The organism is Pseudoalteromonas sp. 23_GOM-1509m, from assembly GCF_000518425.1.
In the GTDB taxonomy this organism is placed as follows: Bacteria; Pseudomonadota; Gammaproteobacteria; order Enterobacterales; family Alteromonadaceae; genus Pseudoalteromonas; species Pseudoalteromonas tetraodonis.
Window position 1 is genome coordinate 79,170 of record NZ_KI912433.1, and the last position, 16,462, is coordinate 95,631.

Below are 16,462 nucleotides of genomic sequence, written 5' to 3' on the forward strand. Positions count from 1 at the left end.
ATCCCTGCATCCGTGTTAACTTGTCCTTTGTGCTTCCTGCTAGTAACTACTTAGTTGCCTGATTCCTTATCCGTGGCAGTAGCTCAATCATTGGGCTATGTCGTCTTGACAAAGTAAAGTTTAAAGCAAACGGCTTCGTATGATAGTGAGGAAAACAAAAAAAATTACGGTCATAAAATTGAAAAATAAAAATAACTATAAATAACAATGGCTTGATGTTTTTAAGAAGATAAAATACGGAGTTAAACTGACAAGGCGCACGTTAATGTAAGATATATCTCACGTAAGTGCGCCCTATTTGGAACATTGGCTTACATAATCACAATTCTAAACACCTAGCCTTGTACAGATAGAGCAGTTTTAAAAAGTAATTCACCTTTAACTCGGTTAAATGTGAGCTGCTTAAAGTGCTCAAAGCCTTGTGATTTAAAAAATTGCGTATGTTCGTCACGAGTCACAAATACCGCTATACCAGAGGACTCAGGATTGTCATGTAATAAACCATCTAAGCCTTTAAGTAATTGGCGGCCAAACCCTTGACCATGAAAATGTGGGTCAACGGCGATAAACGCTAAAAAGTAGTAATTGCCTTGCGGCTTTAGTGCATCACGAATAGTTTTTTCTTTTTCAATTAATTGATTCGTTTGCAAATAACCGGCACTTAACATCAACTTTAATCGCCAATGCCAATAACGCTCTGCTTGAAGTTGGCTACTTGACTCAAATACACAAGCAACTGCTTTTAACTTATCGTTACGGTAAAGGCCAATTAAAGGCTGTTTTTCTTGCCAAAAGCTACTGAGCTCTTCGCGAATAAGCGCACGGAGTTTTTTTTCATAGTCCAGAGGGCTTTTTTCGTTATACCCTAGCAGAGTTTGTAAAATAGGGTCATTTTGGTAGGCCTGATATATAAGGCTTGCAGCGGTACTGATATCTTCTGGTGCAATATGTTGCACGCTAAACGTGTCTGTGGATTCTGCTGTGGCTGTCATTTTATTTCCTTTATTATTTTATACCCTTTGTCATTACGCCCCGTAACTTGTTTGGGATTAATTTTGAACTACAACGATGACCAAATGCTCATATAACTATATACCTAAGTGGGACAAATAAGCGAATTTACATTTTAGTTAGTACGCTCATCCACTGCATTGAGTCAGATCATGCTTTAGCGACTTACTACTGAGTAAATAAAGCGTAAATTCAGTAAGGGTTAAACTGGCTAGATATATCATTCCTCCCTAGAGTTAATAAGTATTAAGTATTAAGTATTAATTCATTAAGGAGCACGATTATGGATACGACTAAGCACGACATAAATACATTGTTTGCACAATTAGGGTTACCTAATACAGAAGCAGAAATAGATGCATTTATTGCATCGCATGCCATTTCGGATACCACATTATTGCAAGATGCTCCCTTTTGGGATGAAGCCCAACAACACTTTATTGCTGAATCGCTGGCGGTTGATGGCGATTGGAGTGAGGTAATTGACGAACTCGACTCTCGCCTTCGTCAAAATAATTAAATCGCACATTTTAATGTGTCTGAGCCACTTTATTGTTACCATACCTGCTCGCAACTTCCATGTTGCGAGCTTACTTTATTAAAGAGTTATAAATCGAATGAATGCTGCTGTATTTGAAGCTATTAAAGTCCTTCTTGATGAAGGCAAAGTCCCCACTGTTGCACTAACTAAAAGCCGTTTAGTAAAACCACTTCCTATGCCGGTTATTATTGCGGCAGTGAGTCAATATAAAAATAATCCCGATTCAATTTATAATTTAATGAAAACACCCGAGCAAGCAAGTAACTCAGATCCTAAAAACACTCAGTTAGATAGAATTGAGCAAAAACTTGATCGATTACTTGCTTTGCTAGAGCAAAAATAATTTGAGACTATAAATGTTTGTTGTTGATTTAACATTTGATTGCTACCAAGACACAACCCTAGAGCAAGCCGAGCAGGCAATAAACCGCTTAGTGAATGCATTACGCTTTAATGGCCAAATCATTGGAGAGGAATTTCCAACGATTTTAAAAGATGGCTATTTTATTACTCGTGTAATGTGCCCGACCGAAGACGCCATGCACCCACTTAATAACAGTGCGTTTGTTAAACACAGTGTTGAAAAGCTTCATGGCGCTGGTTTGCTTGCTCCCAAAGTAAAGGTCATCGGCCAAGATATTCACTCCAATGGTGCCGATGGCTGTAAAGAGCCATCAAGCTATATTTTATATACCACCTATGTGCATACATGTAGCCCACTGTATTGTGGCGATGACTTTTTACCCGTGCCGCTATTTAATATTCCTGCGATTGCTAATGGTGACTATAAAACACTAATTAAATGGCAAGAAGATTGGCAAGCGTGCGATCAAATTCAAATTAATGGTGCAACACGCTGTGAATTTCCAGCGCTTGAAGAAATAGCCAGCACCCAAAGTGATTTATACCGCCGTGGTAAAGATATAACTAAACGGATTAGTTTTTTAACTAAAAAGCCTGTTTACTATTATTTATACCGTGTAGGGGGGGTTGATAAAGCCTCTGAACTTGAGCGTAAATGCCCGAGTTGCCATGGTGAATGGAAATTACCCGAGCCTTGGTTTGGCTTGTTTGATTTTAGGTGTGAACCGTGTGGTTTAGTCTCTAATATTTCGTGGGATTTTCAATAAATCCCACACTTAAGGTGCTATGTCTAAAAACATCACACCTTAAAACTACCTTATAATTATACTGTCAACGATGCTATAAATTCACTGAGGTTTTTGGCAAGTACATGATGTGGCTTTTTACCTACATACTCTAAGCACACCTCACCTGTTTCTACTAATACGGTAACAAGCAAATCGTCTTGGTCGGTTAACCCAATAAATACACTTGGCGCTTGTTTGAGTTTACGTTTCATTAAAACATGGCCGGTGATATTTTGTTGCAGTAGGTCAAAATCATCTTCATTCCATGCTTGTAATAATTCCACTTGATGTCCGTCAATATTGGCTACAACACTGCCAGCAAACATATGGCCATAAAATTGACTCAACGCCTCTGGAAACTCAAGCTCCAATGCGTTAGCGAGATCGGTTAATGAACCTGTAGGCTCTCTAACTATCGCTTGCCATTGGATCATGCCATGTTCATCGGCGCTACCTATTTCACATGGGCTTGGCCATTGCACATCGTGGACGATTAATGGGCGCTTTTGTGTATTAGTAATCGTTTGTTCGCTAAATTTTTCGTGAAGTTGAGCTAATTGCATTGCAACAGACATACTGTGAAACTCATTTAATTTATATATAATGCATCCATTGTAACTATTTAAGAGCAAACATGACAGATTACAGCAATTCTCCCGATCTTAAAGGCAGCGTACTTGGTCAATCTACTGAGTATGTCGATCAATACACGCCCAGCTTGCTTTTTCCTATTGCTCGCAAGCTTAATCGCGATTCATTAAGTATTGATGAAACTGCGCTGCCGTTTAAAGGCCAAGACATATGGACAGGTTACGAACTGTCTTGGTTAAATACTAAAGGTAAGCCTCAAGTTGCGGTGGCATTGTTTACTTTCGAATGTCAAAGTAGTCATATTATTGAATCAAAGTCGTTTAAGCTTTATTTAAACAGCTTTAATCAAAGCCGTTTTGGGAGTATTGAAATTGTTAAACAACATTTAATTGACGACTTATCCAATGCGGTAAACAGCCCTGTAAAGGTAACCTTATACAGCGCTGATGACTACAATTGTATTCCTTGCACACCGCTTCCAGGTGAGTGTATTGATGAGTTAGATATTGAGATAGATAACTACCATATTGATGCCCATTCACTTAAATCACAAAGCAATAAAATAGTCACCGAAACTTTGCATAGCCACTTGCTTAAGTCTAACTGTTTAATTACTTCACAACCGGATTGGGCGAGTATTATTATTCGCTATACCGGTGAGCAAGTTTGTCGTGAGTCATTATTACGCTATTTAATTTCATTTAGAACTCACAATGAGTTTCATGAGCAATGTGTGGAACGTATTTACAGCGACTTAACCACTCAACTCCATATTAAAGAACTTGAAGTATACGCTCGTTATACGCGCCGTGGTGGGCTTGATATAAACCCATATCGCTCAACACATTATAACGAAACCCCATTTTCGGTAAAAATAAACCGTCAATAAGTGTCGCGTTACCTTAACAAAAAAGGAGCCTGAGGCTCCTTTTTTAGTCATTAAGTTGCTTAGTTGGCACCGCCATGCCACACACATCAATATAATTATGGCTGTACGCAAACCATTCCTCGCTGCGGTTACCCCGAGCAATAATTAATTGTTTGAATGAATTAGAGTCTGTTTTCATTACTTTAAATTGGCTGCTATCGTCTGCTACATCCGCTAATACTTGTAGATCAGTAATGGGGTTAAACTCGGTATTTTCAGTTGGCGTTCGCGCTAACTGATGAAAATGTGCCATGCCTTTAAGCACCCGACCAAACACGGTAATATTTTTGTCTAAATAACGCGGCCCTTGACCTATGGTGACAAAAAACTCACTGCTGGCACTGTTTATATCGTTATCGCGCGCCATTGCAAATATGCCATGACAATGGACTTGCCACGTTTGTGTATGCGCTTGGTTTTGTGCAACCGCAAAGCCACCTAAAAACCCCGTTACCGGTGCATAACCATCACTGCCCATCTCGGTTATTGAAAGTGGCTCAGTGGTGGTTAAATAAAATTCCGCTGGCACCGTGTTATCTTTAGTTTTGGCTAACTTTTTACCCGTACTATCGCCACCTTGAGCTACAAACCCTTCAACAAAACGGTAAATGTGAGTACCTTGATAAAAGCCTTGTCTTGCCAGTTTTTTAATATTCGCAGTGTGTTTAGGCGCAAGTTTGGGGTTAAGCTCAATATATGCAGCGCCTGTGGGCAGGGTTAACTTTAGAATATTCTCTGATTCGACCCATCGCCATTCATCATCTTTAGCCGCCGCAATAATCTCACTGCTTGTTAGTTTTTTAGCCGATGAGGCTGGTGATTGAGTACTGTGCTGGGCACACCCACCTAACAAGGCCGACACTAAAAGGGTCACTACACACTTTTTCATACCTTTCCTTTTTTATTGTTATCTATTAGTCCCAATCAAACTTATACAGTATGTCTACGTTTTGGTATAAGCCACTGGTTATTTCTATGTATAGTTTAGAGAGTAACTGGTAGCGCACAGCCACTTCACTGAGTGAGTCGAACACCCCGACACTGTACTTAACCTGTAAGCTTGGGGCTATATAACCCGATATCTCTACTTTTGTTTGTTCACCACTACCTTTAGAGCTTAAGCTTACATCAGATAAACCAAAGGTTTCACCCACCTTAGAAACCACTCCCTCACTGCGACTCACACCTTGAGAAAGTAATAATTGAGTTAACATAGCATCTGTAGAGCTGTCGCCCTCTCCTAATGGTTGCCCATTGAGTAAATAGGCTAAGGCTTGGGCTTGATCCATCGCAGGCTCAGAAAATACTTTTAACGTAGGTTGCTCAACACTGCCGGTTAAAGTCACCCCGGCAATCACACCATCAGCGGTATTATCTGGGTTACGAATCGCTTTAATGTTGAGATACGGTTTGTCGATTGCGCCACTAAAACCTACTTGCCCTGTTCTAATTATCAAGTCTTGCCCGAAGGCTAAATACGTCCCTTCTATTAAATTAAGCTCTCCGGTTGCAATAATTGGCGTACCTTGGCTCATTTTAAGCGCTAAATCACCAGTTACTTTAGACTTGAGTCCAAACGATTCGACTTTTACATCATTTTTTACTGTTACATTTAAGTCTATATCATAATCAAAAGGGACTTTTTTAGCCGCTTGTGTTTTTTGATCAATAATTATTTCATCATCGCTTACTTGCACTGCGCCCTCGGGCAGCTCTTCAATTTCTATACGTCCATAAGGCACAACCACTTCACCAACAAGGTTAAGCGCGTTATCTGCTATGCCGATTTTTAGATCGGGTGATACTTTAAATATCACACCCTGCTGCGCTCTAACAAAAAACTCATTGCCAACAACTGCAACATTAACCGCGGGTTGCTCACCTTGCCAATCAACATCACCGGTAAGTTTAACTTGCCCGCCTTGAGGATCACTTAAGTTACCTTTAATTGTTGCCGTGGTTTTATTAAATAAAATATGTATATTAGAGTCTTTAAGTGCAACAGGTAATTGCTCTCCCTCTAAATTAATGTCTGCTATATTAAGCTCACCATCTAACTGAGGATCTTTGAGCGTTCCAGCTAATGTAACCTGTCCGCTGATTGCCCCTTTAAGTTGCTCAAGCGTATCTAAAAATGGCTGAATGTCTGAGAGTAAAATTTTATCTATATTAACGTTACCAGAGAGTGTTTGTGTATTTTGAATGTCGTCAATATTTATATCGGTTGCTATTTTACCTAACACACTGGATGCCAAGTTAGCTTCAATTTTACCAACTTGCGAATCTGAAAAAGCACTAATACTGAGTGTTTCTATTGGGAGTTTAAATCGTTCCTCTTCTGAGGTTAGCACTGCATTTAATCCATTAGAATTTACATTGGCTCTGAGTGTTTTAAGTGCACCTGACTGCCAATTAGCAGCAAAATCACCTGTTAAGTCTCCGCGTGTGCGAATATTATCTGGTAATAAGTGCTTAAGCTCTGCAAGTGAGAGGTTAGCAAGCTTTGCATTAAACTGCCCTAGCGCTTTTGATTGCGACAAGGTATCTATACACAACTTACTTTGAGCTGATTGCCAACAATGAGCGCTCACATCAAAATCCCCGTTTTGTGTATTCACCATAACGGATATTTTTTTAGTATTATTAAAACTCAGCTTTTTATCACTAAGGGTTATGTCACTTAGCTCACCATTCCAAATGGCATTTTTCATTTTGCCATTAAGCTCAAGTTCCACCGCGCCTTTTTCGGCATCAATCGACGCGCTAAGTTGATGATCTGTTTTATCACCACTGGCAGCTATGTTTATATTATTAATTTGCTGCCCAGCGACCAGTGCAGATGCAACATTAACACTGAGATCAGTTTGCCAATCAGCGGCCGTATCTAGTTGAGATTTTATAGCAAGTTTATTAATGTTTATCTCATTAAAAATAAAACGCTCTAGCATGACGGCTAAGTTAACCGAAGGGGTTAATCTGTTGCCGCGTACTTTTAAATCCGCTTTACCGTTAGCAATAAAAGGAAGATTAGCCTGCTCATCACTATTAAGCGTGATATCACCGTCAACTTGCCATGTATCATCTACCTGCCCATTCAAAGTTAACTTGTTAGCACCACTACTTAAATAAAAACTATCGATATCCGCTTTTAATTGATTATCTAACTTAAAGTTTGCAGCAAACTCTAAGGGAACGTTGTTTAAAAAGCCAGCTAGCTTAGTATTGTTCATTTGTAGCTGCCAGGTATCGGCTTGAGCGTTAAATACGCCTTTAAACGTCCCTGAAACATCACTGGTTAGGGCATCGGTTAAGTATTGCGCTTTTAAATTTGATAAAACGCCGGTAAAGTCCGCTTTAATTCCCTGTTGCCAATCAAGCTGTGCTTGAATATTCGCAGCGCTATCGTTAGTTTTTAAAGCAAGCGTTTCAAGCGTCGCGTTGGTTAGTGTGCCTTTTAGCTGAGCATTTAAATCTACACTTGGATAAGCATCTAGCTGAGTATTACCCGTTAAACTTAATTGATAGTCGTTAGCATTACCTTGGGCACTTAAATTGATGTTTTTAACCTTTAGCTCATTATTTTGTCTATTAATAAGCCATTGATTAATTTTGCCATTAACACTAAAGGGATAATTTTTCTGTTTGAGGTTGGCTGTTGCTCTCAAATTTAAAGGAAATAATCCTGTGGTATCAAGCGCAATGTTAAGCTTGGCTAGATCACCATTTATATCAAGAGTAGCTCCGTGTTCATTCCCTTTTAAGCTAATGTTGCCGTTAATTGGCATTGCCCCTTCCAGTGTTGCATCAAGCTGAGTATTTAACTGCCACTGCTGATAACCTGCCGATAGTGACTGTACCTTAATAGTGGCATCTTCTACGCTCATTTGCAGGGCAATATCATCAATTGAATAGTGTTGCTCGCCCTGATTTATTGTCACGTTGGTGATATTGAACTGCTCAACATTGATGTTAAGTGGCGAGATAAAATCGATATTAGGTAAAGCTGGTAATTCCTTAATAGCCGTTGTTGTTTGTTGATTAGCCGCTGCTTGTTGAGCTGCGGTTTGCTCTTTTAATACCACATTAATACGAGGAATGGTTAAGCGTTTAATTGTAACATCAGACCCTTCAGCCTTTGCCGACAATTGCAGAGTGTTAAGTGTTACATTTGCACTTGAATGATTTAAAATAAATTCATCAATAGCTAGATTTTTTAATGCAATATTAAAGGGTAAGGTTATTTTTTCTAATGCTTCGGTTGGCGTATCGTCTTTATTCTCAGCGCTTTTTGGCAAGGTTAATTTAATCGACTTAGCGCTTAAATTATCAATACAAATACCATCACATTGCCACCAAAATAAATCTATCTTTAGTTGCTGTGCATTAACGCTTACGCCATTTTGGTCAAACTGTAAGTTAAACGCGTCATTGTATAAAAATCGGCCATTTTTTATTTCAATGGTTAAGCCATCAACCAATTTATTCGCTGTATAAGCAAGCAATTGATTACCAGGGGCGGTAAACAAAACGCAAAACAGTGTAACTAACAGCGTTGCTAAAACGGCGCTAACTATCGCCGTTACTTTTTTAAATACTGACATTAAATTTCAGGCCCTATGGTAATACTTAAACGGGTACTTTTACTTTCTTTTGTGAGCCCCCACGCGTGATCAACTCTTATCGGACCAACCGGTGTTAAATAACGAAAACCAAATCCTGCACCTACTTCAAATTGTTCTGAAAAATCATTGGTTGCGGTCCCCCCATCAACAAACAGCGCAGCTCGCCAATTTTTAGCAAATTGGTAGTTGTATTCAACGGTACTCGCTAATAAATATTTACCACCAATACGCTCACCCTGCTCGTTTTGCGGAGAAATCGACTGATAAGCAAAACCCCTGACACTTTGATCGCCACCGGCATAAAATCGCAAAGAAAATGGCACGTTATTTATATCATTAACAATCATTGCGCCCACGTTTGCTTTTAAAAAGAGCAGATGGCGGTCAAGGTAAGTACGTAACCAAGCATGCTGTAATTGAACTCTAACCAAATTGGTACTTGAGAGTACGCTATCGAGTCCAAACTCAGCTGAAATAGACCACTGCTCCCCCCAATAAGGTGTGGTGCCACCCTTTGATTGTTTACGCGCATAACTGATCCCAGGCATTAACATTTCAGTTGTTTTTTCTTCGTCATCCCCTATGCGGTAGGTTTCTTGCTCACGCCTTAAAAAAGCCGTTCGTACCCATTTATGCTCAGTTAACCATTGGCGCTGTAACTGACCTGTTAGTATTTCACTGTAAGTTTGATTGGTTAATTCATCTTCCAACTTATAACCGACAGAAAAGCGCCATAAATCATCGTTCGGATCATTCACCGGCACGGTGTAAGCCATGGAAATATCTTGCTGTTTTTGAGAAACATTTAAATTGCTTTCAAGATAGTGCCCGTTATCGGTGATCCATGGTTTACTCCATTTAAAACGTACTTTCGGCCCTAAATCTGTACTAAAGCCACCACCAATTTCATAACTATTTTCTGGTTTATGTAACACATCGACTTTTATAGGAACTTGCTTGTTTTTTCTCGCTGTAATATCGGCGTAAACACGCACGCTCTTAAAATAAGGGGTACTTGATAAATCAAGATTATAATCGGCAATATAGGATGCTTTGTACGACTGACCCATTTTAAATGGCGCCAAAGAGCGGATATATTTTTCGGCTGGAGTATTTCTGGCAATTAAAATATCACCAAATTGATAACGAACTCCGCTATCAATAGTAAAAGTAATGGTTGCGCTGTGTTTTTTGAGTGATACTTCAAATTTTCTAACAGGCCATTTTGCATCGAAATATCCATACTCTAGCAACACTGACTCTATTTTTTTATGCGCGCTGCTATAAACCCCATGATTTAAAATATCACCTTGTTTTAAATTAAGATCTTCAATCGTTTTTTGAACGAACGGATCCTGTTTTGCTTCACCATTAACCGTTATATTAAGTGACTCAATACGTGTGGCTGGGCCTCGCTCTATATTTACAACAAGTTCGCGCTCGTCTTTATCAAAATCAATATTTACTACTGGACTATAATAACCTAAGGCTTTGATACTGTTCTCAACTTGCGTTTTTGCATACCGACGAAGTGTACGGGTTGGTTTTTCACCAACAAGTTGTTTTAAATAAAGTGCAACGTTATTTTCTAAGTCGCCACTGATCCCTTTAATTTCATAATCTTCAATTATATTTTCAGAGGCAATAGAAGACAGGCTTACTAACAAGCAAAAAAAACAAAAAAACTTTAAAAGCTGATTGAACAAGTAAATATCCTTACTGTGGTATCCATAAAATAAACCGCTAGACAGAGATATACTACCATAGCCACAATGAGCCTAACATTAACTTAATCGCAATTAACACTCAAAGATGCAGTCAAAATTTAGTACGCGTTAACGGTTTATTTTGGTTACAATAGCTATAACGAGTACAAAATAAAATTAATGAGTTTTTTAATGCAATTCCCTGATGATGACAATGGCCAGCTACTTGCTGAAATTTCCGCCGCTGGTGTAGATTTAAGTAAAATGCAACAAATTGATTTTTACATTTTATTTGAACAACAGGTTGATGCCGAAAAATTTGCAACTGAGATTGTAAACGATGAATTAGTGCAAACTGCTGATGTTGAAAAATGCAAAGATACCGGCGTTTGGGAAGTAATTGCCCATGTACAAATGGTGCCTGAACATGCACTGTTAGGCCAAGCAGAACAATACATTGAAAGCATAGCGAACAGCTTTAATGGCTATGGTGATGGTTGGGGATTAGACGCAGAAGAGGCATAATCCCTAATTTAAATGATGAATGATGAATGATATCCAGCTTAGTCTATCGACTTAGCTGGTTTGCTTTTCTGAAGCTGCCTTTATAATCAAAAAGTTTATCTGCTACTTTCCAGCCATATTTTTTACTTTTTCGCGCAATCACAAAATCCGGTGGTATTAAATCAAACTGCGCTTTCATAACTTGCTCTGCACTGACAAATTCAATCGGGGATTGGCCCAGACTTACACGCTTACCAAACTGCTGATTAAAGTAATACCGAGCACCTTTGTTTGATAAATCAAAAGTTTCATCACAACTGGCTCCGTCTTCATCAAAATAAGTAATTCTTAACAATTGCTCTTTAAGTTTTACCACACTCAAGCCGCTACAACGTAGGACTAATGCATCTTTAAGGTTTAACGCATTGCGCAGCTTATCATCAGGGTCGGCCATCACAGCGTCACAATCATGGCATTTTCGAGCAGCAATATCATTTTGTGCGCCGCACTGCTCACACTCTTTAAAACGAAAGCGGTAATCGCATTGCTCGCTTAAACCGTTATCATCTTCTAGCAAACCTTTACAACGCCTGCCGAAGTGCTCGATTACTTTGCCATCAGCATCTGTTTTTCCCCAAAATATATTGGCAAAGCCACACCCAGGACACAGGACTTGCACGGGTTCATTATCGCTATCGCCTTTTTTATCTCCCACCTCTGGGTAGAATAAATCAAAACCATTGCCTGCATAATCAATCACTAAACAATCGTTTTTACCTTCTGCCAACCTCAAGCCTCGACCGACAATTTGCTGGTATAAACTTACCGACTCCGTGGGCCGTAAAATAGCTATAAAATCAACATGAGGGGCATCAAAACCCGTCGTCAGTACTGATATATTTACTAAATATTTTAACTGTTTAGCTTTAAACTGCTTTATTATTTTATCGCGTTCGCTATTTGGCGTATCCCCCGTGATCAGCGCACTGTGATCCTCTGGTAGATAAGTCATTATCTCTTGTGCATGCATAACCGTAGCTGCAAAAATCATCACGCCGTAACGATTTTCACTGTATTGTATAACCTGTTGTAAAATTGTTTGAGTTGCACGGGTCGATTTTTTTAACAGCGCATTCATATCCTCATTGCTATATTGCCCAAATGCATTGCTAGTTAAAGATGAAAAGTCATAATGGCTAATCGCAGCATCAACCTCTTTAGGGGGAGTTAAGTAGTTATGCTTAATCATATAGCGCAAAGGTAATTCAAAAATACAGTGTTTGAATGGACTCTCTTTATTGCCTCTTACAAACCCATGGTAATGATGATGATAAATCCAGCCTAACCCAAGGCGGTAAGGCGTTGCTGTTAAGCCTAATACTTTTAATTCAGGGTTGTGAGATTTAAGTGCATTAATAACCTTACCATATTGGCTTTTCTTTTCGCCATTCACTCTGTGGCACTCATCAATAATGAGTAATGAATAGTGCTCATTAAGTTTGTCTAAATTACGCGATAACGACTGCACACTGGCAAAGGAAATTTGGTGGGTTAACGACTTCTCTTTGAGACCTGCGGAAAATATACTCGCCTCAAGACCAAAGCTTTTATACTTTTGAGCATTTTGCTCAACTAATTCTTTTACGTGCGCCAACACCAATATTTTTTGTTTAGCAATACGCGCAAGCTCAGCTATGACTAAACTTTTACCCGCCCCCGTAGGCAACACAATAACGGCAGGTTCGTTAGTTTTTCTAAAGTGTAAAACGGTGCGTTCAACCGCCTCGCTCTGGTAGGGTCTGAGGGTGTAGGTCATCAAAGGTAAGAATTCTTAATCTAATCAATGGTTAATTTTTAGAAAGACAGCTCTATTTCACATTCGTTTTAATATTTATATTCATAAATAATCAGCTAACTTTGAAACTATTTATAAATTTAGAGCACTATATTATGTATAAATATAAAAAAAAACCCTTAATCAACATCATTAAGGGTATTTAATTATTTACTGAGCTTACCAGCAATTCTAAGGAACTTTATTAGTATAAAATTTTTATACTAATAATTAGTAGCTTTAGAATTTGTATGTAGCTTGTAGGTAGGCAAAACGACCGATATTATCATAAATCGCTGAACCTGCGCCCGTACCGGTTGTTGAGCCCGGTAATCCACGATTGAATAAGTTATCAACACCTAACTTAAAACCTACTCCGCTATCAAATTTATAAGCGACTGAAGCATCAGTTATAAAGTATGAACCGTAACGCATTTGATTTGAAGGATTCGGGTTTGTTTCGATTGATTTATGATCGTATAACTCAACACCATTAATAAAGCGAGTGCTGAAATCTACAACAAGGTTTTCATATGTATAATCAACTGAGATACTACCCTGCCATGTCTCATCACCTAAAACACCTTCATAATCAGTGTAATTTTCTGGCTCAGCTGAGAATGGAAAGTCTTTTGCTTCAATCAAATAAGTACCAATAAAGCTAGTACCGAAGCTACCACCTAAAGCGTCGAAGTCATAGCCAAACTCAAAGTCAACACCAGAGTTAAGACTGCGTGCAATGTTAAGCGCAAAACCTTTTAGAAGTGTAATTTCACTAGTATTAGGGTCACGCGTAATTAGTTTACAGAACTGGTTATCAATACCGGTTGGAGAATCTACACAACGATCGATAATTGTTTGGAAACCAATGCCACTGATTGTGTCATCAATATCAATTTCCCAGTAATCGGCAGTTACACTGAAACCCTCTAACCACTCAGGTTGGTACACAATACCAGCGGTAATAGATCTAGATTCTTCTGGTTGTAGGTCTGGATTACCACCAACTAATGTCTCTAGCGTTGCACTATCATAATTTGAATCAAAGTCAGCTGGAACACCTAAAGCAGCACAGTTAGATTCGCGAATAGCTCGGCCTGCATCACTTAATTGTGCAAGCTCTGAAACTTTACAGCTATCGTCAACACCTGCGAAAGACTGACTTTGACCAGAAAATAACTCGTCGATATTAGGCGCACGCATTGCTTCAGATAAGGTAAAGCGAGCGCGTAATTCTGGTGTAATAGTCCAATCAAGACCTAACTTCCAGCTTGTTGCATCGCCAATAGTAGAGTAATCAGCGTAACGAACCGCGGTATCAAATACTAATGTATCTATTAGAAATACATCTTCAATCAGTGGCACTGATAGTTCGAAGAAAGCTTCTGTTACATCATAACCACCATCCGTTTCACCAAGTGCATTAAAGAATGTAGCCCCAGTTTTAGCAAAAGCATCTTCAATCGTCACACTTGTCTCATCACGGTACTCAACACCACCAGCAAAACCAACCATACCCGCTGGTAGTTCATAAATTGCCGAATTACTAAATGTTGCATTAAAAACTGTTTGCTTGATTTCTGATGTACCAATTGAAGTCGTTGTCACATAGTCAATAGCTTCTTGGCTAATTGCTCCATCACCCATTATATTTGCAGCAACACATCCATCAGCTCGAGCTGCTGCGTCACGACATACAATATTGTTATTGTCATCAAACACAGCGTCAATCGCATTAGCATAATTATCCATAATAACGTTTGCACCGTTAATACGTTCAATTTCTGACTTACCATGCACTAAAGAGATATCCATTGCCCAGTCATCACTGATATAACCCTGAATACCTGCTACAAACCGAGTTGTTTCACGAGTATTTTCTTCAAGACGACGACCTATATCGTTAAACATTTTGTTCACACCAATAAATGGCAAATCATTATCATCCATTAATTGTGCAACATCAGGTGTTAAAAATGCGTTGTCGCGTTGTATCAGGTTTGCACCAGAGTAAAAACGGAAGAACGGTTGGCCTACATTCTCGCCCTCTGTTTTAGAGTATTTAGCTTGGAAGTATGCGTTTAGCTCGTCTGTAACATCATAATTTGTTTTAAAATTAAAATTAATACGATCAAATTTAGGCTGTATCTCTGAATATTGACGTAGATTAATGAAATCACAACCCGGACTCGCACAAAAAGAGCCATCTGCAATCGGACCACTATAGACATCACCAAGGGTACTATCACCATTGAACTTGCCCATAATCCCACCAGTAAACGGGTTCCATACAGTACCTTGATTAGAAATTAGGTAGTAACCAGCATTTGGCATTACGATTTTATCTGGGTATTCTTCACTATCGAGTTGATCGTCAGGGCGAGCTTGACCTGTTACTACTTCATAAGGTAGTGATGCGTAGGATGTTGCAGTCCATGGGTTATCAAGCGCATTTAATGAGTCTTGTGCGTTGTACTCTAAAGAGAAAGCGGCATTACCACGCCCTTCTGCAAAGTCTTGGCCATAAGAGACAGTGAATTTTTCATTTTGATATGAGCTATTATCAGCAAAGCCTTTTGTTGCTGATACATTAAAACCTGTAACATCTTTTTTTAATATAAAGTTAACTACACCCGTTACCGCATCGGCACCATAAACAGCCGATGCACCACCAGTAATAATCTCTACTTTCTCAATCCAAGAGCTAGGAATTGTATTCGTATCAACCGAAGATGTACCTGGAGCACTTGCAACATGGCGCTTACCATCAACAAGTACCAGAGTACGAGCACTGCCCATACCGCGTAAATCTAGTAAGCTAATACCCGCAGTGCCGATAAAACGACCAGAGTTTGCAAGTGAATAAGTAGTCGCTAAGGCTGGCAGTTTATTTAATACTTCACCGATATTCATCGCACCAGTGCTAACCAAATCCTCACCTGTAATTACAGTTACCGGTGATGGTGAAATTGCACCTTCACGTAATATACGTGAACCTGTTACTTCAATGCGTTCTACTTTTTCTGCATTTTCTTCTTCTGCAGCAAATGCACTTGCTGAGAAAGCAGCTGTAGATGCTGCACCAAAAGCGATCGCTAAGCGAACTGCTTTTGAAACTTTATTGTTCAACATTAAATTCTCCCTAAGGTGTTATTATATTTTTTATTTAACTAAACAGGCAAATATCAGCATTAAAACCTGTCTGTTATTTAACATCTTAAGCTTAATTTATGCACAAGGTCAACAACCCATTTACACATAAGTTACAAGAACACAATTTTTAACTTTATTTTTTTACATTATCACCAAGTTCTTTCAAAGGTTAAATAAACGATTTAAATTAAAAGTATACTTTTAAAAAAATTAATTATTTAGTATCAAAAGCTTGGGCTAATTATAAGGTTTAAATACTAAATAACTTAATTTGACTTAAGTAGTTATTTTGTATGAGTTTATTATCACAATACTTGCTTTATTTAGAGCAAATAATAATTTTTTCATCTATCAATTTCTTAGAATTACATGGCTCCTCGTCTAAATAGAATTTTACTGATTACCTATTACTCATATTAAT

Annotated in this window: 12 protein-coding genes; 5 read left to right on the plus strand and 7 right to left on the minus strand. The window is 38.7% G+C overall.

The features are described from left to right. Positions 1-335: 335 nt before the first annotated feature. Positions 336-992: a GNAT family N-acetyltransferase gene (locus N523_RS0113755; RefSeq protein WP_028834078.1), complete on the minus strand. Its 657-nt coding sequence runs from the start codon at positions 990-992 to the stop codon at positions 336-338. Positions 993-1,294: 302 nt separating this feature from the next. Between N523_RS0113755 and N523_RS0113760 the strand changes: the two genes are divergently transcribed. From N523_RS0113760 to N523_RS0113770, 3 genes are all read left to right on the plus strand, one after another. Then, positions 1,295-1,531: a DUF2789 domain-containing protein gene (locus N523_RS0113760; protein WP_013465367.1), complete on the plus strand. Its 237-nt coding sequence runs from the start codon at positions 1,295-1,297 to the stop codon at positions 1,529-1,531. A gap of 97 nt (positions 1,532-1,628) precedes the next feature. Continuing rightward, positions 1,629-1,895: a hypothetical protein gene (locus N523_RS0113765; RefSeq protein ID WP_024601586.1), complete on the plus strand. Its 267-nt coding sequence runs from the start codon at positions 1,629-1,631 to the stop codon at positions 1,893-1,895. 13 nt (positions 1,896-1,908) lie between these two features. After that, entirely contained in the window at positions 1,909-2,682 is a 774-nt protein-coding gene (locus N523_RS0113770; RefSeq protein WP_028834077.1) for a Zn-ribbon-containing protein, read from the plus strand. Positions 2,683-2,738: 56 nt separating this feature from the next. On the opposite strand, the gene syd is transcribed toward N523_RS0113770, so the two are convergent. Next, the gene (gene syd / locus N523_RS0113775; protein ID WP_028834076.1) at positions 2,739-3,278 is read right to left on the minus strand and encodes a SecY-interacting protein; all 540 of its coding nucleotides are present in this window, start codon (positions 3,276-3,278) and stop codon (positions 2,739-2,741) included. 59 nt (positions 3,279-3,337) lie between these two features. On the opposite strand from syd, the gene queF reads away from it, so the two are divergent. Further along, on the plus strand, positions 3,338-4,183 hold the full coding sequence (gene queF, locus N523_RS0113780; protein WP_028834075.1) for an NADPH-dependent 7-cyano-7-deazaguanine reductase QueF: 846 nt from the start codon (positions 3,338-3,340) through the stop codon (positions 4,181-4,183). A gap of 43 nt (positions 4,184-4,226) precedes the next feature. Here queF and N523_RS0113785 read toward each other — a convergent pair whose 3' ends face one another. From N523_RS0113785 to N523_RS0113795, 3 genes are read right to left on the minus strand one after another with little or no spacing between them, the layout of a single operon-like run. Beyond that, entirely contained in the window at positions 4,227-5,111 is an 885-nt protein-coding gene (locus N523_RS0113785) for a peptidylprolyl isomerase (RefSeq protein ID WP_028834074.1), read from the minus strand. 25 nt (positions 5,112-5,136) lie between these two features. After that, a complete protein-coding gene (tamB, locus tag N523_RS0113790; RefSeq protein ID WP_028834073.1) occupies positions 5,137-8,823 on the minus strand; it encodes an autotransporter assembly complex protein TamB in 3,687 nt (1,228 codons plus the stop codon). Beyond that, positions 8,823-10,550, minus strand: coding sequence for an autotransporter assembly complex protein TamA (locus tag N523_RS0113795; RefSeq protein ID WP_028834072.1), 1,728 nt, complete (start codon positions 10,548-10,550; stop codon positions 8,823-8,825). The genes tamB and N523_RS0113795 overlap by 1 nt, the downstream gene beginning before the upstream one ends. 192 nt (positions 10,551-10,742) lie before the next feature. Here N523_RS0113795 and N523_RS0113800 point away from each other — a divergent pair, with 192 nt between their 5' ends. Further along, on the plus strand, positions 10,743-11,075 hold the full coding sequence (locus N523_RS0113800) for a ribonuclease E inhibitor RraB (protein ID WP_028834071.1): 333 nt from the start codon (positions 10,743-10,745) through the stop codon (positions 11,073-11,075). A gap of 43 nt (positions 11,076-11,118) precedes the next feature. On the opposite strand, the gene N523_RS0113805 is transcribed toward N523_RS0113800, so the two are convergent. Further along, a complete protein-coding gene (locus tag N523_RS0113805; protein WP_028834070.1) occupies positions 11,119-12,870 on the minus strand; it encodes a DEAD/DEAH box helicase in 1,752 nt (583 codons plus the stop codon). Between the two features lie 258 nt (positions 12,871-13,128). Further along, positions 13,129-16,020 carry a TonB-dependent receptor domain-containing protein gene (locus N523_RS0113810; RefSeq protein ID WP_028834069.1) on the minus strand — a complete coding sequence of 964 codons (2,892 nt, stop codon included), beginning with the start codon at positions 16,018-16,020 and terminating at the stop codon, positions 13,129-13,131. Between the last annotated feature and the right edge of the window lie 442 nt (positions 16,021-16,462).